This is a genomic window from Sphingobium chungangianum, from assembly GCF_977014255.1.
The window spans coordinates 440,177-460,623 of record NZ_CDRNIV010000002.1; the positions used below are offsets into that span (position 1 = coordinate 440,177).

General features: G+C 60.9%; 17 protein-coding genes and 2 pseudogenes. 12 read left to right on the forward strand and 7 right to left on the reverse strand.

Translation table 11 applies throughout. From position 1 onward, the window contains the following. Positions 1-3: 3 nt before the first annotated feature. The 6 genes and pseudogenes from ACWNC0_RS02150 to ACWNC0_RS02175 all read right to left on the reverse strand — a co-directional run bounded on the left by ACWNC0_RS02150 (position 4) and on the right by ACWNC0_RS02175 (position 6,140). Positions 4-1,724 (reverse strand): annotated as a pseudogene (locus tag ACWNC0_RS02150) (FAD-dependent oxidoreductase). Continuing rightward, positions 1,676-2,728: a zinc-dependent alcohol dehydrogenase gene (locus tag ACWNC0_RS02155; protein ID WP_449469282.1), complete on the reverse strand. Its 1,053-nt coding sequence runs from the start codon at positions 2,726-2,728 to the stop codon at positions 1,676-1,678. Before ACWNC0_RS02155 ends, ACWNC0_RS02150 begins: the two are co-directional and overlap by 49 nt. 14 nt (positions 2,729-2,742) lie before the next feature. Further along, a complete protein-coding gene (locus ACWNC0_RS02160) occupies positions 2,743-3,531 on the reverse strand; it encodes an SDR family NAD(P)-dependent oxidoreductase (protein WP_449469284.1) in 789 nt (262 codons plus the stop codon). A 28-nt stretch (positions 3,532-3,559) separates the two neighbouring features. Beyond that, complete coding sequence (locus tag ACWNC0_RS02165; RefSeq protein WP_449469285.1) at positions 3,560-4,744, reverse strand: MFS transporter; 1,185 nt, start codon at positions 4,742-4,744, stop codon at positions 3,560-3,562. 98 nt (positions 4,745-4,842) lie between these two features. Next, complete coding sequence (locus ACWNC0_RS02170) at positions 4,843-5,355, reverse strand: SRPBCC domain-containing protein (RefSeq protein ID WP_449469286.1); 513 nt, start codon at positions 5,353-5,355, stop codon at positions 4,843-4,845. A 14-nt stretch (positions 5,356-5,369) separates the two neighbouring features. Continuing rightward, positions 5,370-6,140 (reverse strand): SDR family NAD(P)-dependent oxidoreductase, encoded by a 771-nt coding sequence (locus ACWNC0_RS02175; protein ID WP_449469287.1) that lies wholly within the window; start codon positions 6,138-6,140, stop codon positions 5,370-5,372. Positions 6,141-6,346: 206 nt separating this feature from the next. Between ACWNC0_RS02175 and ACWNC0_RS02180 the strand changes: the two genes are divergently transcribed. The 9 genes from ACWNC0_RS02180 to ACWNC0_RS02220 all read left to right on the forward strand — a co-directional run bounded on the left by ACWNC0_RS02180 (position 6,347) and on the right by ACWNC0_RS02220 (position 15,676). Beyond that, positions 6,347-7,315, forward strand: coding sequence for an SDR family oxidoreductase (locus ACWNC0_RS02180; protein ID WP_449469288.1), 969 nt, complete (start codon positions 6,347-6,349; stop codon positions 7,313-7,315). A gap of 49 nt (positions 7,316-7,364) precedes the next feature. Beyond that, a complete protein-coding gene (locus tag ACWNC0_RS02185) occupies positions 7,365-8,843 on the forward strand; it encodes a flavin-containing monooxygenase (RefSeq protein WP_449469290.1) in 1,479 nt (492 codons plus the stop codon). 110 nt (positions 8,844-8,953) lie between these two features. Continuing rightward, complete coding sequence (locus ACWNC0_RS02190; RefSeq protein ID WP_449469292.1) at positions 8,954-9,418, forward strand: nuclear transport factor 2 family protein; 465 nt, start codon at positions 8,954-8,956, stop codon at positions 9,416-9,418. 15 nt (positions 9,419-9,433) lie between these two features. Then, positions 9,434-10,183, forward strand: a complete 750-nt coding sequence (locus tag ACWNC0_RS02195) for an SDR family NAD(P)-dependent oxidoreductase (protein WP_449469294.1) — start codon at positions 9,434-9,436, stop codon at positions 10,181-10,183. Between the two features lie 44 nt (positions 10,184-10,227). Further along, positions 10,228-11,175 (forward strand): thiamine pyrophosphate-dependent dehydrogenase E1 component subunit alpha, encoded by a 948-nt coding sequence (locus ACWNC0_RS02200; RefSeq protein ID WP_449469295.1) that lies wholly within the window; start codon positions 10,228-10,230, stop codon positions 11,173-11,175. Next, the gene (locus ACWNC0_RS02205) at positions 11,165-12,148 is read left to right on the forward strand and encodes an alpha-ketoacid dehydrogenase subunit beta (protein ID WP_449469296.1); all 984 of its coding nucleotides are present in this window, start codon (positions 11,165-11,167) and stop codon (positions 12,146-12,148) included. Before ACWNC0_RS02200 ends, ACWNC0_RS02205 begins: the two co-directional genes overlap by 11 nt. A 10-nt stretch (positions 12,149-12,158) precedes the next feature. Continuing rightward, entirely contained in the window at positions 12,159-13,328 is a 1,170-nt protein-coding gene (locus tag ACWNC0_RS02210) for a dihydrolipoamide acetyltransferase family protein (protein WP_449469298.1), read from the forward strand. Between the two features lie 57 nt (positions 13,329-13,385). After that, entirely contained in the window at positions 13,386-14,570 is a 1,185-nt protein-coding gene (locus tag ACWNC0_RS02215) for an acyl-CoA dehydrogenase family protein (RefSeq protein ID WP_449469300.1), read from the forward strand. After that, positions 14,567-15,676: a phosphotransferase gene (locus ACWNC0_RS02220; RefSeq protein WP_449469301.1), complete on the forward strand. Its 1,110-nt coding sequence runs from the start codon at positions 14,567-14,569 to the stop codon at positions 15,674-15,676. Before ACWNC0_RS02215 ends, ACWNC0_RS02220 begins: the two co-directional genes overlap by 4 nt. 13 nt (positions 15,677-15,689) lie before the next feature. Here ACWNC0_RS02220 and ACWNC0_RS02225 read toward each other — a convergent pair. Then, a pseudogene (locus ACWNC0_RS02225) lies at positions 15,690-16,095 on the reverse strand (transposase). Between the two features lie 352 nt (positions 16,096-16,447). Here ACWNC0_RS02225 and ACWNC0_RS02230 point away from each other — a divergent pair. The 3 genes from ACWNC0_RS02230 to ACWNC0_RS02240 all read left to right on the forward strand — a co-directional run bounded on the left by ACWNC0_RS02230 (position 16,448) and on the right by ACWNC0_RS02240 (position 20,441). Beyond that, entirely contained in the window at positions 16,448-17,404 is a 957-nt protein-coding gene (locus ACWNC0_RS02230; RefSeq protein ID WP_449469303.1) for a chromate resistance protein ChrB domain-containing protein, read from the forward strand. After that, positions 17,401-18,804 carry a chromate efflux transporter gene (gene chrA, locus ACWNC0_RS02235; protein ID WP_449469304.1) on the forward strand — a complete coding sequence of 468 codons (1,404 nt, stop codon included), beginning with the start codon at positions 17,401-17,403 and terminating at the stop codon, positions 18,802-18,804. The genes ACWNC0_RS02230 and chrA overlap by 4 nt, the downstream gene beginning before the upstream one ends. 356 nt (positions 18,805-19,160) lie before the next feature. Beyond that, a complete protein-coding gene (locus ACWNC0_RS02240; RefSeq protein WP_449469306.1) occupies positions 19,161-20,441 on the forward strand; it encodes a CmpA/NrtA family ABC transporter substrate-binding protein in 1,281 nt (426 codons plus the stop codon). Positions 20,442-20,447 lie beyond the last annotated feature (6 nt).

The window sequence follows — 20,447 nt, forward strand, 5'->3', positions numbered from 1 at the left end:
TTCTCAATTGGCGCCCGTTGCATCGCGGGCGGCGATGTAGGCGAAGGTCATCGCCGGGCCGATCGTCGATCCCGCACCGGGATAGGATCGGCCCATCACCGAAGCGGCGCTGTTACCGACCGCATAGAGTCCGGCAACGGGCTGGCCCGCTGCATCAAGCACGCGCGCGCTGGCATCGGTGGCAAGGCCGCCGCTGGTGCCGATATCGCCCGCATTGATTGGCAGCGCGTAGAAAGGCGCTTTTTCGAGCGGCAGGAGATTGGGATTGGGCTTCACCTTCTGATCACCATAATAGCGGTCATAGGGCTGCTGCCCACGGCCGAAATCAGGGTCCTGCCCAACCCGCGCATTTTCGTTGTAGCGGATGACGGTCGTTTCCAGCACGGTCGGGTCGACACCGATCTTCCTTGCCAGTTCCGCGATAGTGTCCGCCTTGCGCATGAGTGCGCGGACAGCGGATGAATGCATCCAGTCCGGTATCATCGGCATCAACGGCCCCATCGGATAGCGCCAGCGGAACCGCGCATCGAGCAGGACCCAGGCCTGCCCCCGCCTGCAGCGCGCATCGCTTCGCCAGCCTTGTGATAGGAGGCGGCTTCGTTGAGGAACCGCTTGCCGGAACTGTCGACGATCATTGATCCAGGCAGGGAGCGTTCGAAGAAGAGCGGCCGGGCGCGATCTTCGCCCGGAACCTTGATCGTGGGCGCCCACCACGCCGAATCCATCCGTGTCGTGACCGCGCCAACGGCCTCCGCCGCGCGGATCGCGTCGCCGGTATTACCGCTCTGGCTGCCCGACCAGTCGGGGTTGGGCGAGCCGGTGAGATAGCGTGCCCGCATTTGTGCATCACGTTCGAACCCACCGGCGGCCAGGATCACGCCCTTGCGCGCGCGGATACGCCGCTCGCCCGCGTCCGTTTGCACCACCGCGCCCTCGACGCGGCCATCGCGCTGGATCAGGGACAGGAGTGCATGGCGATAGCGAATATCCACCTTGCGCGTGTCGAGCGACAATTTCAGCCGGGCGAGCAGCGCGTTGCCAGAGGTCAGAAAACGGCTGCGCTTCGATCGCAGGCGCTGGCCGAAATCGGTATAATGGCGCCACAAGGCCTTCGTCAGCATCTTTTGCCAACCGGGCATCCGCGTGATCAGCGGCGCGGCCTCGGCGGCGGTCCAGCTTATCCGGCCGAACAACAGCCCAGCGGGATGCGTCGGCCGCAAGCGATCAAGATCATCGCCCAGCGCGCGGCCATCGATCGGTTGTGGATCATGGCTGCGCCACCCCATTTTGCCACCTGGAAGTTCGGCGTGATAATCGGTGTAGGGGATCGAAGCGTAGCGCACCTGCGTCTCGCGTTCGAGGTAGGCCAGCATCGCCGGGGCATTGTCGACAAAGGCGGTGATCTGATCCGCGTCGACGTCATCACCGGCAAGCGCGGTGATGTAGCGCGCGGCTTCTTCGGGGCTGTCGTTCGCGCCGGCGGCTTTCGCCAGGTGGCTCGCAGGAATCCAGATCACGCCGCCCGATGTGGCGGACGTACCACCGAACTGGTCGCTTTTTTCAACGATGGCGACCGTCGCATGGTTATCCGCAGCCACGATCGCAGCCGTCAGCGCACCGGCCCCTGATCCCACGATCAGGATATCGACCTCTTCATCAAATCCGTTCATCGCGCTCATGACTTCTCCATCGTCAGCATTACTTTCAGGGCTTCCGGCGCGCATTGCGCGGCAAATGCCGCTGCCGCCTGGTCGATCGGGAATTGGTGGGAGACCAGCCCCCCCCGATCGATTCGTCCCTCGGCCATCATCGCCAGCGCCTCGACCAGTTCTTCCGGCGCATACCCGTTCGATCCCATGATCGTCGGCTGCTTCTGGATCACCGGACCAAAGTCGATCGTCATGCGATCCTCATAGCCGCCGAAACATACGATCCGCCCGCCATCCAGTGCGATCAACCTCAGCGCCGTTTCCAGGGGCGGTGGGCCAGGCATATGCTTGATGTATCCGGCGCAATCGAACACCACGCCGATCCGGGCCGAGATGCCGTTATAGCCCTCCTCAATACCAGTGAGAGCGGCAATCTGATCGAACACATCACCATCGCGCGCGTTGATCGCCGCGGTCGCGCCGACTGCCACCGCCGCTTCAAGCCGCGCGGCATGCACATCCACCGCGATCAATGAGCCGGTCTCTATGCCCCTGGCGCGAATCGCCTGGATGACGCCCAGCCCGATGATGCCAACGCCGAATATGACGACATTCTCTCGGCTTCGAATTGCCGCCTTGCGCACCATCTGGAGCGCATCTGCCATTGGCTCCGTGGTTGCCGCTTCGATGAAGCCAACCGCGTCCGGTACGCGCACAATCTGGTATGGATTGACCGGCACCGCGACAAAGTCGGCCATGCCGCCGCCCATGCCGGTAACGCCGACGACCCGGTCGCCGATCGACCAGCCCGTCACACCTTCGCCCAGGGCGGCGATGGTGCCCGCAAACTCGTGGCCGGGGACATGATATCCTTCCGGCGTCGAACGGACGAGTTGATCGCGATAGGCGCCGTTACGGAACATGTGCAGGTCGGACCCGCAGATTCCGCAGGCCGCGACCGCTACTATGACCTCGCCAGCGGCAGGCGCAGGGATCGATGCATCGCGCCGTGCATCGACCGTGCCCGGCTCCACGAAATCGGCGGCGCGCATCACGCGTGGTTCGGCAGATGAATGCATAACGGTCCTGTTCCTCACCCTGGCATGAACTCGCCACCATTGATGTCGAGGCTTGCGCCTGTGACTACCGAACAATAATCCGACAGCAGCATGATGATCGGCCGTGCGCACTCGCGATCGGTCGGCATTCGGCGCAGCGCGATGTTCGCTTCCTGTGCTGACTTCAGTTCCGCCACCGACTGGCCGCTTTCCTTCGCCATATGGTCGAACGCCTGCTCGACCGAATGACCCCACATCCACCCCATGAAGGTCGAATTGACCCGGATGTTCCACTGCCCGACTTCGGTCGCCATCTGCATCGTCGCCATCGCCATTGCGGCTTTGGACGTGGCATAGGCGGCCTGCTGCACCCACGGCTTGCGCGTCACCTGTGTGTTTACATTGACTATCGATCCGCCGCCTGTCTCGCGCATCTCCCGTATGACTGACTGGCAAAGGTCCAGTGTTCCGAACAGGTTGACGTCGAAGGTGCGCCGCCACTCGTCGAAATCAGCATCCACGACATCGGTGAAGGCGCCGGGAATATAGGCGCTGTTGATCAGGCCATCGATACGTCCGAAACGCTCTTTGGTAGCGGCGACCAGCCGTGCGACATCCTCGCGCCGGGAAATGTCGGTTGGAACTTTAAGTACCTCGACATCATGCCCCGCTTCTCGGATCAGCGCTTCGGCTGCGTCCAGCTTTGCAGAAGTGCGCGCGGCCATCACGACATGGCCGCCTTCGGCCGCCACCAGAGAGGATAGTTCCTGTCCCAGCCCCGGACCAATGCCCGAAACGATCACCACCTTGTCCTTAAGAATCATGTTCATCTCCATATGTCTTGAAACAATGTCAGTCAGCCGCGCGGCGCGCGCGACGCTCGACCAACAGGAAAATACAGGCGGCCAGACCGAAGCCGGCGATTTGCAGCACGATCGGCGTCCAGTAACTGCCGGTGGCGTCGAACAGCGCGCTCGCCAGCGGTGAACTGCCGAAGGTGAACGGGACGGTGAACAGTGTCACAAGGCCCATTGCGCGGGCAAAATTACGGATGCCGAAGAGCCGGGTCAGCAGCACGCCCTGCGCTGCCGCAATCCCGCCACCGCACGCACCCACTATAATCGCATCCAGCACCAGCAGCGAATAGCCGACCGGCTGGAGGAAGATGAACCAGACGATGCCCTGGACAAGGCAGTTGAGCGCCAGAGCTTGCCCCGGCCCGAGCCTGTCGGCAAGCCAACCGAACACAATCGCGCCCAATATGCCTGTACCGCCGGAAATGGCGAACAGGAAGGATGCTTCTTCCAGCGGCCAACCCTGCCCCATGACGAGTGGCACCAGATGAGCGGCTTTCAGGATGCCACCCCCCACGGCGATGCCGATGGCGGCGGTGACGAACCAGGTCACCGGTCGGGACAGCATATCCCGCGCGGATAGCAATGACCGCGCCTCGACCGGATTGTTGGCTTCGTCATGACCGAGCGGAACCTGGCCAACCTGTTCGGGCCGATCGATCACCAGCGGCATGACTGGCAGGACGATCAGATGGGTAAGACCAAGCCCGATGAGCACGGCATCAAGTCCGAACCGCTGGAGTGCCCATGAACTGATCATTGGCACGATCATCACGAACACCGGCATGGTGACGAAGCCCAGTGCACGGCCCTGTCCTCGAATGAACCAGTTGCTTGCCAGGATGTTGGACGGCATCACGCCCAGCAACAAGACTCCGGGCGACACGAGCAGACCGAACAACGCAAGGAACATACCGATGCCCGTAGACAACGGCAGCAGCACATAGCCGCTAGCGGCAAGCAATGCGCCGATCGTCATCATGCGGCGGATCGACATACGCACAAGGAGCATGCCGATCATCGGCGCACCGAGCGATAGGACCAGAATGGTCAGCGAAATGGCCAGCGTCGAAAGCGTTCTGATCGTCGCAAAACGCTGCTCGATGGCAAGGACGAGCGTACCGAAAGACCCGAAGGTAAGCCCGACCGCCACATTCTGCGTCAGTGCGGCGATCCACACCATGCGCCACCCCAGAAAGCGGGATGGCCTCTCCCCTGTCGGCAAGAAGGCTGCTTCACTATCAAATCGCTGCGGTTGCATCGTCTGACCCGTGCTCGCGGTCATTGTGAGCCAGCTTGCCGCTCGGCATGGAAAGCCTCAGCACGGGCCTTGAGCGCGCGGGCGGTATCGTCGAACGCCCGTTTCACCCACGGACCGCAAAAGCGCATCACATGAACGCCGTTTTCACCCAGAAACGCGTCGGTCGACCAATAACGGCAATTTCCTCCCTCAACAGGCTCGATCATCTGGTCGCGGCGTGCGGCATAGGGCCATGCCTCGTGCCAGGGCGCCTCCCACGCCAGTCGCCGCTCTGGCTCAAACGCGCAGACATATTCGCAATTCACCAGCAGCGCGCCGGGATTGGGATAGTTGACAAGGCTCATATGGACCGGCGCGCCGATTTCGAGCGTGGATGCCGCCTTCACGCAAAAGGGGTTCCATTCCCCATAACGGTCCAGATCGACCAGAATCTCCCACACTATTCCGGCAGGCGCCTCGATCGTGACCTTGTCGGAACTCACGACATTGGCCGGATCAAAGCCGGTTTTCTGATCGAAGGCGGTGTCGAGCATGGTTGGTCCTTTGTTCAGTTGGCGTCTGGGGCGGTCGGAAAGGCGGACAGCAGCGCTGCGTCGACAAGCTGCGCCTGCCCGTTGATTGCCGCCGATGCCGGTCCCATCAGGAACAGCGCGACTTCCGCCACCATCTGCGGCGTCAGTTCACCACGGTAGGTCGGCGGTGTGATATTTTCGGGCGGCAGAAGCTCATCCTGCGGAGGTGCGCCTACCATTGACGTCTGCACCGGGCCGGGACAAATCGCATTGACCCGCAGGCCGCGCGCGGCAAATTCGCGTGCTGCGGCGCGGACTAGGCCAACGACGCCATGCTTGGCGGCAGTATACCCCACGGCATCGGAAAAGCCGAGCAACGCGGCTGCAGAGGCCGTTACAACCGCCGCGCCACCGGGGCGCAGTCGCCGCTGCGCCTGTCGCAGACCCAGGAAAGGCCCGCGCAGATTGATTGCAATCATCCGGTCGAACTGGTCGACCGTGATCGTGTCGAAGGGACCATAGTCCTGCAACGCCCCAGCGTTGAGAAAAGCCATGTCCAGCCCATCGAGCGCCGTTTCGGCTTCGTCGAAAAAGCGGACAGTATCGGCTTCGCAGGACACATCGCCCGCGATGGCGATAGCATGGCCGCCGCGCTTCGTGATCAAATCAACGATGCGCTGCCCTTCGCCTGCCCGGATATCAACGATCGCAACGCGGCAACCTTCCTCGGCAAGACGCATTGCCGCAGCGGCGCCGATTCCCGAACCGCCGCCCGTGATCAACGCGGATCTGTTTTTGAACATCATGAAACCGCCCGATCCTCATCCTATGCTGGTCGTATCGCCAGTTCTGTTCCGGCAACATGCTCCGTTGGAAAAGCCGGTGCCTCATCCAAACAGAGGAGGCGCTGTAAATCACGGTCTAGTCAATTTGGGGGTGGAGCGACGCCGTCTTTTGGATCAGCCAATGGAGATCGGATGCGCCGCACGACATCCGGCTAAGGAGACGATGTTTGGAACAGCTACGCTATGACGGCCAGGTCGCCATCGTCACCGGTGCGGGGCGGGGTTTGGGCAGAAGCTATGCCCGGATACTGGCTGCGCGTGGCGCAAAGGTCATCGTCAACGATCTGGGCGGATCGACTACAGGTGGTGGAAAATCGTCGGATCTGGCCGAGGCCGTGGTCGGCGACATCATGGCGCTGGGCGGTGAGGCAATCGCCGATGCTGGCGACGTGACGGACCCCTCGACCGCGCAACGCCTTGTCGCGCTTGCACTCGATCGTTGGGGCCGGGTCGATATCGTCATCAACAACGCCGGCAGCATTGCGCCAGACGTGACACAATCCTTCGCTGAGATGGAGTTGGCGCAGTTCGACCATCAGATGCAGATCCATGCCTATGCCCCCTTCCATCTCGTACACGCCGCATGGCCAGCGATGCTGCGTCAACAGTACGGGCGCATCGTCTGCACATTGTCGGATTCGATGTTCGGGATGGGTGGAGGCGCCGGAATCGGCTACCCGGTGGCAAAGATGGCGATGATGGGGTTCGTGCGGGCGTTAGCGATGGAGGGCGCCCCGCACGGGATTACGTGCAATGCGATCTCGCCAGCCGCCTTTACCCGGCTGGTCGCCATGCATCTTCCCGACAGCGACATTCGCGACTGGATGGAAAAGGCCGCCACACCCGAACGCGTGGCGTCAGTGGTCGCCTGGCTGGTCCATCGCGATGCAACATGCACCGGCCAGTCGATCGCTGCATCCTCTGGCCGTTTCGCCAAAATCGTGACCGGCTTTTCAAAAGGTTATGCCGGTGGCGACCTGACCATCGAGGAGGTGCGCGACCATTTCGATGAAGCCATTGCCACCGACCATATCGATCTCATCGAAAATACCGGCGATGCGATCGCGTTATACCTTAGTGCGCTCAAGGAACGACGGCTGTCTGAGTTGAACAGTCCGCCCGAATGGGTCGCCTGAACGCCCATGCCACAGAACCACCAAGACCAGATCGAAAGCATACCGACTCATGGCTAAACAGGAAATCGAAGCCGGCCACCGCAGATTACGCTTTGCGATAATTGGCGCGGGCATGGCCGGACTGCTCGCCGGAATTCGGCTGGACCAGAAGGGTGATGCAGATTTCGTCATCTATGAAAAAGGGGACACCGTCGGCGGCACATGGCGGGAAAACCGTTATCCGGGCCTGACCTGCGACGTTCCCGCCCATGCCTATACCTATAGTTTCGCGCCCAACCCGGAATGGACGCAGTTTTTCTCCCCCGGTCCGGAGATTCAGCATTATTTCGAACGGGTCGCGGATGATTATCGGCTCCGTGACCGCATCCGCTTCAATTCGGAAGTGACGGACTGCCGCTACGTCGATGGCCGCTGGCATATCGAGACGTCCGATGGCTGCAAAGACATCGTCGATGTCATCATCGCCGCGACCGGCGTGTTGCATCACCCCAATATCCCGGCCATTCCCGGCCTGGAGGACTTCGGGGGCGATAGCTTTCACAGCGCACGCTGGGACGACAGCGTAGCGCTCGACGGCCGACGCATCGGCGTCATTGGCAATGGTTCGACCGGCGTCCAGATCGTTTCGGCCCTGTCGACCCGCGCCAGCACGCTTGTCCATTTCCAGCGGTCGCCACAATGGATCATGCCGGTCCAGAACTTCATCTATTCGGAAACCGATCGCCACGCCTTTCGTTCGGATGTGTCCAAGATCGACGCGATCCGCTTCGGCGAGGAATATTGGGCCGGCATCCGGCGGTTTAACAAGGCGATCATTGAGGTGGATTCGCCCGAAATGGCGGAAATAGAAGGCGTGGTCCTCCGTAATCTGGAGGACAATATTCAGGATCCGGCACTGCGCGAAAAACTCCGGCCCGATTATCGCGCTGCCTGCAAGCGGTTGATCTATTCGCCCGACTATTATGAGGCGGTGCAACGTCCCGGTGTGATCGTTGAGACGGGAGCAATCGAACGGGTCGAGGTCACAGGCGTCCGCATGAATGATGGCACGCAGCACGAACTGGACGTGTTGGTATTGGCAACAGGTTTCAAGACCGACCGTTTCGTGCGCCCCATTAAGGTAATCGGACGAGGCGGTAATAACCTCGATGATGCCTGGGCGCTGCGCCCGACCGCTTATTACGCAATCACCGTGCCCGATTTCCCCAACCTGTTCCTGCTCAACGGCCCCACCGCACCAGTGGGCAATTTCTCGCTGATCGACATCGCTGAGCGGCAATGGGACTATATCGACCAACTCCTCGATCTTTTGCGCGACGGAACCTGTTCCGCGATCGCTGCAAAGCCCGAAGCCATGGCTGATTATGAGGAGCGCCGTATCGCGGCCGCGAAGCGGACGATTTTCGGCTCGGGGTGCACGAGCTGGTATCTAGACGCGCAGGGCGTGCCCCAGACATGGCCATGGAGCTACGACCATTTCGCCCAATCGATGGCCGCGCCACGGATGGAGGATTTCGAACTGGCGTAATCGCGCGCGCAGTCCACCAGTTTGGGCGACTTACCCCAAATGAAGGTGGATGATCGCCAGAGCCACCAGTAATCTCGATGGCGCGGCAAAAGACCGCAAAAGGAATTAAAATGACCGGCGAGGACTATTTCGAGATACAGAATCTCATTTTCACCTACCCCATGCTGCTCGACGGGGGCGATTTCGACGCGGTCGGGCGCCTTTTTGAACATGCTGTCGTTTACAGCGCGGGGATGCTGATGGCCGACCGCGATCCTGCCGCGATGGCGGCCTCGTTCCGCGACTGGGTCATTACCTATTCGGACGGAACGCCACGGACGCGCCATTTCATAAGCAATGTCATCATTAGGCCGAAGGACGAGGGCACGGCCGTCGTCTCATCCTATGTGATGGTCTTCCAGCAAACCGATACGCTGCCGCTCCAGCCCGTCATCGGCGGAGATTACCGCGACACCGTGGCAAAGGTCGATGGCCAGTGGCGCTTCATCGAACGCCATATGGGCAATGATCTCATCGGCACGCTGACCGATCATGGACGCGATCTGCGCGCGATAACGCCCACGCGAGCGAACTGAACAGGAGCGGAGCTCATGCGATATAAAGACAAGGTCGTCATCGTAACCGGTGCCGCATCGGGCATCGGCCGTGCCACCGCCCGGCGGATGGCATCAGAAGGCGCGATACTTGTGCTTGGTGATCTCAACGAAGCGGGCGCAAAGGCCGTCGCTGACACGCTCGATACCTTGACCACGCCAGTGGTGATCGGGTTCGATGCTGGCGATCCCGATTCCTGCCGCGCGTTCATCGCTGAGGCGGCAAAGGCGGCGGGCCGCATTGACATGCTGTGCAACATCGCGGGCATCATGGACTGGGCGCCGCTCGCCCGTTTCGACGACAGCCGCTGGGAGCGGATGGTACGCGTCAATCTGAGCAGCGTATTTTACCTCTGCCAGGCGGCGATGCCGCACCTGGTCGCCGCGAAGGGCAATATCGTCAACATCAGTTCGGCGGCGGGCCTCGTCGGCATCGCCTACACCACGGCCTACTGCGCCACCAAGCATGGCGTGATCGGCATCACCAAGTCGTTGGCAGTCGAATTCGCAAGCACTGGCGTTCGCGTCAATGCCATCTGTCCGACCGGCGTGAAAACGGCGATGACCGGGGAACTCGTCTGGCCAGATGATGTCGATGTCAGCCTGCTGACGCGCAATGCATCGAAGATGGGCGACATGATCGACGCCGAAGAAGTCGCCGCTGCCATCGCCTTTCTGGGATCTGACGACGCGCAGAGCGTCAGCGGTATCGCCATGCCCGTCGATGGGGCGCAGACGGCGGGATAATGCACGCGCGTCTTGCCGCAAACAATCAAATGGGAAGAGGGCCAATGTCGGAGCCAAATTCAGAACTCGTCGAGACGATGTTCTCGCGCATGGCGGTATCGCGCGCGATCGAACGGTTAATGCTGCGCCACACGCGCGATCATAAATTCTCCGGCTGGTGGCATCCGGGCGAAGGACAGGAGGCTGCGCCTATCGGCGCGTCCGCCGCTCTCGCGACATCGGATTATCTTTGGTATCAGGGACGCGGCGCTGCCTGGGCGATTGGCAAGGGGATGGCGCCCGGCCCCATCCTTGGCGACCTGCTCGGCAAGATGTCGGGCGCGACACGCGGCAAAGGTGGCGGTGTTCCTCATTGGGCCGACTATTCGATCGGCGTAATGGGCGAAGGCGCGACGCTAGGCAGCGTCTATCCCTTGGCTGGCGGGTCAGCGCTTGCGTCCAAGATCCGAAAGGACGGGCGGGTCTCGCTGGCAAATTTCGGCGACGGCACGTCCGCAAGGGGCACGTTTCACGAAACCATGGTCCACGCTGCGGCATGGAAATTGCCGCTGATCTATTTCTGCGAGAATAATGGCCTGCTGGTTGGTACGCGTCTGGGATCGGTCAACCCGACGACGGACATCGCTGACTACGCGGCGGGCTATCATATTCCCAGTGTCATCGTCGACGGCCAGGATGCGATCGAAGTCTATGCGGCGACCTGTGAAGCGGTCGATCGCGCGCGCCGGGGCGACGGGCCGACGCTGATCGAAGCCAAGGTCACGCGCCGTCGCGGGCATTATGCGGGCGATCCCCAAAATTATCGCAGCGACAGCGAATTCGACGATTATCGCGATCCGCTGGATGTTCTGGCCGCGCGGCTTTCGGGAAATGCCGCTGCGCGACTGATCGAGGAGGCGGAAGGCATCGTGGATGCAGCCTATCGGGAGGCAAAGGCCGCGCCCGACCCCGACATGTCGGTTATCGAACGGGATCTTTATTATGTCGACTGAAACGATGGGCTATAATGCGGCGATGGGCCTTGCCCTGATTGAAGAAATGCGCGCCGACGACAGCATATTCGTGCTGGGGCAAGGTGTCGCCACGGGCGGATGGTTCGGCACGGAAAAGGGGCTGATCGACGAGTTCGGCGTCGACCGGGTTTTGGACAGCAATATTTCCGAAGCGTTCGAGGCGGGCCTCGCCACCGGGGCGGCGATTGCGGGGATGAAGCCCGTCATCAATATGGGCTTTGGCGATTTCGCCCTGATCGCTGGCGATGAGATTTATCATAAGCTCGCTAAATGGCGCTATATGCACGGCCTGAATGTGCCGATGACTGCCGTCATCATTTTCCCGATCGGAGCGATGGGCGGCGCGGGGCCGGAACACTCAAGCTGCACCGAAGTCTTGGGGATGCATTTTCCGGGACTGAAGGTGGTCGTTCCCTCGACGCCGGAAGATGCAAAGGGGCTTATGAAAGCGGCGCTGCGCGAACCCAACCCCGTATTGTTTCACAGTGTCCAGAGCCTGGGGTGGAGCAAGGGATCTGTCCCTCTCGACCCTGAATTCATCGTTCAGATCGGCAAGGCCGCGATCCGCCGCCAAGGCGACAGCATGACGCTGATAACCTATGGGTCGATGGTATCTCGCTCACTTGCTGCGGCCGATCAGCTCGCCGCCGACGGCATCGATGTCGAGGTGATCGATCTTCGCAGCCTTGTGCCACTGGACTGGGACTGCGTGCTCGGATCGGTGCGCAAGACGCATCGTGCAATGGTCGTCCATGAAGCGGCCAAGACCGCTGGCCCCGGCGCGGAAATCGCGGCGCAGATACAGGAAACCGCATTTTTCGATCTGGAAGCACCAATCCTGCGCCTTGGCGCGAAGGATTTTCCGTTGCCCCAGCACAGTGATCTGGAAGCCCTTTCGATCCCGTCCATCGATGCCATCGCACAGATGGCACGGGACCTGATGAGCCTTTGAGGAAATGCCAATGTCCATTCTACACACCCTCAACATTCCGCAAATGGGCTCGGTAGAGAATGCCAAGATCCTTGAATGGCGAATTTCGGAAGGCGACAGTTTCAAAGAAGGCGATATCCTCTACGAGGTGGAGACGGACAAGACCGCAACGGAAGTCGAAGCGGTCGAGGCCGGGATACTCGCCCGACAGATCGGTCGGACAGACGACGAGATGAAGATTGGCGACAAGGTTGGCCTCTGGGTTCCGCCCGGCACGTCACCGACCGCGATCGCGGAGGCGCTGGCGGCAATTGATGAGGCTGGCCCGGCCACAGTTGCGGAGCAGGCCATTGCGCCCTCGACCACAACGGCCGACCCGACTGACATGAAAGGCATTGCGGGACGGATAAGCCCGCTGGTTCGCAAACTTGCAAAGGATCATGGCGTTGACCTGTCGGCCGTGACCGGAACCGGGCCCGGCGGCAAAGTCACGCAGGACGACGTTCTTGCCGCAGGCGGCGGCGATCGGCCGACGCTCGCGCCGCACTCGATGCGGCGAAAGGCCATTGCCCAAACGCTGACGAAAGCGGCGGCAGTGCCTTCGTTGACGGCGGATATGCAGATCGATCTTTCGGCGCTGTTCGCAAGGCGCGCCGCCCTGAAAGAGGCGGGGCAACCCACGCCTTCCATTCTGGGCTATATCGCCCATGTCACTGCGACAACCATTCTCAAACATCCAAAGTTAAATGCGACTTGGGGCGAGCAGGAACTGTCGCTTTGGCCAACGGTCAATCTGGGGATCGCGGTCGATGCGGAAGATGGCCTGATAGTGCCGGTGATCCGTAACGCGGAACAGCAAGACCCGATGGCGCTCACTCAGGCAATCGCCGCATTGGCGGAGAGCGTCCGTACCGGATCGGTCAGGCAAGCGGATCTGGAAGGTGGAACGTTTACGATCTCCAATCCCGGCTCTGTCGGACCTGTCATGCGCGCCGAAGCCTTGCTGAATGTTCCGCAAGTTGCGCTGCTGGGCGTGGGCGGCATCGTTCACTCGCCTCGCGCAGCGATGGTAGACGGTGAATGGACTGTGGCGGTGAAGCCGATGGTCTGTTTTTCACTGACCTTCGACCACCGCGCGATCGACGGAGGCCCCGTCATCGCTTTCCTCAATGCACTGAGGGCCGGGATCGAGGCGCTGTGAGGTCCAACAGGGCAATAGGCAGTCCCTCCGTCCAGCCATGTGCAGGAACACAAGTTGATGGAAAATGATCTCGGCGAAGCGCAAATCATCGCTGGCAAGGTGGAAGCTTTCGTCAGGAATGTCGTCATCCCTTTTGAGGCGGATTATCACCAGGGAGGTCATGGGCCGTCCGATGCGTTGGTCCAGGAGATGCGGGCCAAGGCCATCGCTTCGGGGCTGCTGACACCGCATGTTCGACCAGATGGCTCTCACTTCACCCACCGCGGGACCGCACTGATCCTGCGCGCTTCGGGCCTGTCACCGCTCGGCCCCGTCGCTTTGAACACATCTGCGCCGGATGAGGGCAATATCTACCTTCTAGGCCACGTCGCAACGACAGAGCAGAAAGCGCGTTTCCTTGATCCGCTGATCGCGGGGCACGGCCGCTCCTGCTTCCTGATGACGGAACCAGCGGAAGAGGGCGGCGCCGGGTCCGATCCCTCGATGATGATGACGATGGCGCGGCAGGACGGCGACTACTGGATCGTGAACGGGCGCAAGGCGTTCGCGACGGGCTTCGAAGGCGCGGCGTTCGCGATCCTGATGGCAAAGACGGTGCGCGACGGCAAGGATGCCGCGACCATGTTTCTGGTCGATCTTCCGCATCCCGCGATCAGGCAGGATCGGCTGATCGACACCATCGACAGTTCGATGCCGGGTGGCCATGCGGTCGTCACGATCAAGGATTTACGCCTGCCGACCAGCGCCATCCTCGGTGCGCCGCACGAAGGGTTCGCCTACGCACAGATACGCCTCAGCCCGGCCCGGCTGACACATTGTATGCGCTGGTTGGGGAGCGCTATGCGTGCCAACGAAATTGCGACAGCCTATGCGCTCAAACGCAAGGCCTTCGGCCAGTTGCTGATCGATCACGAAGGCGTCGGCTTCATGCTCGCGGAAAATTTGATCGACCTCAAGCAGAGTGAATTGATCATCGACTGGTGCGCCGATGCACTCGACCGCGGAGACAAAGCTGTGACTGAAAGCTCTATGACAAAGGTTGCGGTGTCGGAGGCGCTCTACCGCGTCGCTGACCGTTGCGTACAGATATTGGGCGGCACGGGGGTATCGCGCGATACGGTCGTTGAGCAGGTCTTTCGAGAAATCCGGGCTTTTCGCATTTATGACGGTCCGACAGAAGTTCATAAATGGTCGCTGGCCAAAAAAATCAAGCGCACCTTCGCGATTGCGAATATTGAATGAGCACCGATCCGCAGTCCAATGTGGGCACGACCCCGGTACGCGCGGGTCAGGGCTTCGATGAGCAGGCGATGGCCCGCTGGATGAAGTCGAATGTCGCGGGTTTCACCGGTCCGTTGAGTGTTGACCAGTTCAAGGGCGGGCAATCCAACCCGACTTACCGGCTTATGACGCCTGGCCGGGCTTATGTTCTGCGCTGTAAGCCTATGGGGCAGTTACTGGCCGGGGCGCATGCGATCGAACGCGAGGCGCAGGTATTGACCGGCCTCGAAAAAGCCGGCTTCCCGGTGGCACATGTCTATGGGCTGTGCACTGACGATAGCGTGATCGGCCGATGGTTCTATGTCATGGAATTGGTGGAAGGGCGCATCTTCTGGGACGCTACGCTGCCAGAGGTTAATGTTGCCGACCGCCCGGCCTATTTCGATGCGATGAACGCTGCTATGGCCCAGCTTCACGGGGTTGATTATCACGCCGTAGGGCTGGGTGAATATGGCCGGCCTGGCAATTACTTCGCACGCCAGATCGACCGCTGGTCGCGGCAGTACCTTGGAGATGCCGAGGCCGGACGCGATCCGAACATGGATCGGCTGATCGAATGGCTGCCCGCTAATATTCCGCCCGACGACGAGTCATCGATCGTGCATGGCGACTTCCGCGTTGACAATATGATCTTCCACCCAACGGAACCGCGGGTTGTGGCCGTTCTCGACTGGGAACTGTCGACGCTCGGTAATCCGCTCGCGGACTTCGCCTATAACGCGATGATGTACCGTATGCCGCCCCACATCGTGGCGGGGTTGGGCGGCGTCGACCTTGCCGCATTCAATATTCCAACTGAGGACGAATATGTCGCAGCTTATTGTAAGCGGACAGGCAGAGCCTCTATTCCCAATTACCATTTCTATATTGCGTTCAATTTCTTTCGGTTGGCGGCCATCTTTCACGGCATCAAAGGCCGCGTCATCCGGGGCACGGCGTCATCCGTGCAAGCAGCGGAGCGGGCCGAAGCATTTCCGGAGCTTGCACGATTAGCGTGGCAGCAAATACAAGAGTTTCGCTTAGCTACATCTACACCGGACTATGGCGATTGTGGGTCTGCAACCTAAGGCCTGTGGGGATTCATCGCGAGTTGATGACGGCGGCGGGGAGGCAGATCATGGCCTCGAATCTTTGATCTGTTTGGCAGGCGCGCATGGCGATGCGCTTGAACTCTTTGAGTTTGCAGAAAAAGTTTTCGATCAAATGCCGCCACTTGTACATCTCGCTACCGAGCGGGATGGGCTTGCTTCGACGTGGGTTTGAAAACATCGGCTTTGCGCCAGTCGCGGAATCGTCGGAACACCGTGCTCCAGTTACCGAACACCGCAGGAAGGTCGCGCCATGGACTGCCTGTCCGGATAATCCACAGCACGGCCTCCATAAATAGCCGGTTGTTTCTCCCGCTCCGCCCTCGGTCAGTCGGCTTACCCAGACAATGCGGTTCCATCTTCGCCCATTGGGCGTCGGTCAATATGAAGCGATCCATCCAAAGCGTGAATCACATCTTCGCCAAAATGGGAATCTTAAATCCCCACAGGCCTTATTGCGCCTCGCCTCGCCGCGGAGGGACACTGCCTTCAGCCTGCGACCCAGATGAGCCCCCTGCCCGCCCGTCAAGCGCTCGGCGCGCCCTTCCTGATAGGGGCGGATGAAAGACCCAAAAACTGGAGCGTCGAACTGGATCAGCGGACGGGTTCAAGGAGGCGTTGCTTCGGCAGTTGATCCACGACAATCCTGAAATCCTCCCAATCACGCAGGAGGGCGGCCATCGCTGGAACAAGATATCTGAAATTGATATTCCTATTACTCATGAATCTTTTGTATGATACATATGCATCATGAGTCAGACCGATACCAGCCTTTGGCTTGCCCTTCTGCATCAGCTTCCTGCGAAGCCGCCCTATCTGCGGGTGAAAATCTGGCGGCGATTGCAGGCGATTGGCGCCGTTCCTCTCAAAAATGCCGTCCACGTCCTTCCGCGTTCGGTCGAGGGTGAGGCGGCGTTCCGGGAGCTTCTGACCGAGATCACGGAAAATGGCGGCGAAGCCACCCTCATCGAGGCCCGACTGTTGGTTGGCCAGACCGACTTGGACGTCCGCACGCTGTTCGATACCGCGCGAGATGCGGACTATGACGAGATCGCGCAGGCCGCTCGCCGGTTGCTGGAAACGGGACCGGCCAGCGGCGCCGATATCGCGCGCCTGCAAAAGCGGATGGAAGAGGCCAGCCGATTGGACTTCTTTGGCGCTCATGGTCGTCAGGACGCCGAGGCGGCGCTGGCGGAGCTGGACCGCCAACGTTATCAGCATCCCGATGTGAGCCGAGCCGAACCGGCGGACGCGCCACAGCCGATCGACCTTATCGGCCGCACCTGGATCACGCGCAGCGGCATCCATGTCGATCGCATCGCCTGCGCCTGGTTGATCCGGCGCTTCATCGACCCGAACGCCCGGTTCAAATTCGTCGACGGCCGCCATTATGATCCCGTCGAGGGCGAACTCCGCTTCGACATGGTCGATGCCGAATTCACGCATGAAGGCGGCCGTTGCAGCTTCGAGACGCTGCTCATGCGCGCTGACCTGATAAATGATCATGCGCTCGTGGCGATCGGTGAGATCATCCATGAACTGGACATTGGCGACGGCAAGTTCGCCCGGCCGGAAACGGCGGGCGTCGGCGCCATGCTGTCGGGCGTTTGCGCATCGACTGACGACGATCTCCAGCGCATCGCCACCGCCAGCGAGGCGCTCAACCAGTTCCACGCCTATTTCAGCACAAGAAAGTCCGACCGATGAGCGCCACCATCACCGATCTTGACGAAGGCGTCGCTGTTACGCCCCGAGATCATGGAATCGCCTTTGGTGAGGCCGTGCGCGTCTGGGCGCGGATCGCCGCGCTGAGTTTCGGCGGACCGGCAGGTCAGATCGCAGTCATGCACCGCATCCTTGTCGATGAGAAACGCTGGATCGGTGAGGAACGCTTCCTGCACGCACTCAACTATTGCATGTTACTGCCTGGTCCAGAGGCGCAGCAACTGGCGTCCTATATTGGCTGGCTGTTGCACCAAACCAAGGGCGGGTTGGTCGCCGGAGCCCTGTTTGTCCTCCCCGGCTTCCTGGCGATCCTGGCGCTGAGCTACATCTATGTGCTGCTCGGCCATGCGCCTCTGATCGAAGGCCTTTTCTTCGGCCTCAAAGCCGCAGTTTTGGCGGTCGTCGTTCAGGCAGTTGTTCGCGTCGGCTCCCGCGCGCTCAAGAACAACGTGATGCGGGGCATGGCGGTCGCAGCTTTCGCAGCGATCTTCTTCCTGGGCGCGCCCTTCCCCGTCATCATATTGGCGGCCGCACTTGGCGGCTATATCGGCGGCCGGGCGGGTCTTCCCGCGTTCAGGGGCGGCGGCAGCCACGGATCGGGCGGCGGCAACATTGTCCATGATCGCGACACCGCACTTGGCGAAGGCCTGCCGGATCACGCCCGGCCCAACCTTTCCTGGTCGCTCAAGATTTCGACAACCTTGCTGTTCCTCTGGCTTGCACCCGTGGTCCTGCTGTTCGTTTTCGCGGGACCCAACGATGTCTTCACCAAAATCGCGGCCTTCTTCAGCCAGATGGCGGTTGTGACCTTCGGCGGAGCCTACGCGGTGTTGGCCTATGTGGCGCAAGAGGCGGTGGGCACCTTCGGCTGGTTGCGCCCCGGCGAGATGCTGGATGGTCTGGGGCTGGCGGAAACGACGCCCGGTCCGCTCATCATGGTGACGCAGTTCGTCGGCTTCCTCGCGGCATTTCGCGAAGCGACCGGGTTGAACCCGCTCGTGGCGGCAACGCTGGGGGCAATCCTCACAACCTGGGTTACGTTCGTGCCTTGCTTCCTTTGGATTTTCGCGGGTGCGCCCTTTGTCGAAGGGCTGAGAGGGAACCGGGCACTTTCGGCGTCTCTTGGCGCAATCACTGCCGCCGTGGTCGGGGTTATCCTGAACCTAGCGCTGTGGTTTGCGATCCATACCCTGTTCCGCGAAGTACGGCCGGTCCATTTCCTGGGCAGCAGTTTCGATATGCCCGTTCTGGCGTCGCTGAACCTTCCGGCGCTTGTTTTGGCAGTGGGCGCAGCGATCGCCGTCTTCCGCTTCAAAGTCGGCATGATCCCGGTCCTGTTTACGTGCGCCGGGTTGGGGGCGGCTTATGTCCTCCTCGTCTGAGCGGAAGACAATGGTCGAATTAAATTTGTGCATCGCAAAATATTGCTTGCGACTCCAATGAATCGATGACAGTTTGCTTTTTATCGGAGCAGGGGCGCTTCGATCCATAAGTTGAACCTAGCCGATGACGGCACGGTTCAACGTCGATCCTTAAAACGGATCTGCACGGCAATGACGCCGCCCGGATAGGTCGATCGACCTTTATCCTGGCGGCTTTTTTATTGGTTTTCCGCTGGCGGCCTGGATGCTGCCGCGCGGCTCTCAACATCATCTTCAAACGCCGGAACGCATTTCCGGCGACGGCTGGCTGCGCCTTTCGTGCAGCCGAAGCGCACAACAGGGAAGGAATTTGGGGAATGGCAGAGGTGGACAATCCGAATGGCGTCAGTCGGCGGGGGCTGCTCAAGACGACCGGAACTGCGGCCCTTTTTGCCGCAGTGCAACAGGCATTTCCGTCCGGCGCCTTTGCTGCTGGGGCCGGGCCGGAAGTAACCGGCGCCAAGCTCGGCTTCATTGCGCTGACGGATGCGGCGCCGCTGATCATTGCCAAGGAACTGGGCCTTTTCGCCAAATATGGCATGCCTGATGTGCAGGTCACGAAGCAGGCGAGTTGGGGCGCGACGCGGGACAATCTGGTGTTGGGCAGCGCCGCTGGCGGCATTGACGGCGCGCATATCCTGACCCCCATGCCCTATCTTTTGACGCTGGGCCGGATCGGCAAGGCAACGCCAATGAGCATTCTTGCCCGCCTTAACGTCAACGGCCAGGGCATTTCGGTGTCCAAGGAATATCTGGGTGCCAAGGCCGATATCAACGCCGCCAAGATGAAGGGCGTGATCGCGCAGCGCAAGGGCGCGGGCAAGAAGATCACCATGGCCATGACCTTCCCCGGCGGCACGCATGATCTGTGGATACGCTATTGGCTGGCGGCGGGCGGCATCGATCCCGACAAGGATGTGGAACTGATCACCATTCCGCCGGCGCAGATGGTCGCGAACATGAAGGCGGACACAATGGACGCCTTCTGCGTGGGTGAGCCGTGGAACGACCAGCTGGTCGCGCAACAACTGGGCTATACCGCCGTATCGACTGGCCAGATGTGGATGAACCATCCCGAAAAAAGCTTTGCGATGCGTTCCGACTGGGTCGCCAAATATCCGCGCGCGGCCGTCGCGATCACGGCGGCAGTGCTGGAGGCGCAGCGCTGGGCCGACAATCCGAACAATGTCACGCGCCTCGCCGGGGCTATCGCTGGCCGCGATTATCTGAAATGTCCGATCACCGACATTGCCGACCGGTTGCAGGGCAACTTCGCCATGGGCGACGGGCGGAAATACCCGAACGCACCGTTCAAGATGAAGTTCTGGAACGGCTATGCCAGCTTCCCTTACAAGAGCCATGACCTGTGGTTCCTGACCGAGGAGCAGCGCTGGGGTAAGCTGCCCATGACGCTCGACACCACGGGCACGATCGCCAAGGTCAACCGATCCGACATCTGGCGCAAGGCGGCCGCGATGCTGGGGGGCAAGGGTCCGGCCAGTGACAGCCGCGGCGTCGAGAAATTCTTCGACGGCAAGACATTCAATCCCGCCAATCCCAAGGCCTATCTGGCCAGCCTGGCGATCAAGCGCGTCTGATTGAGG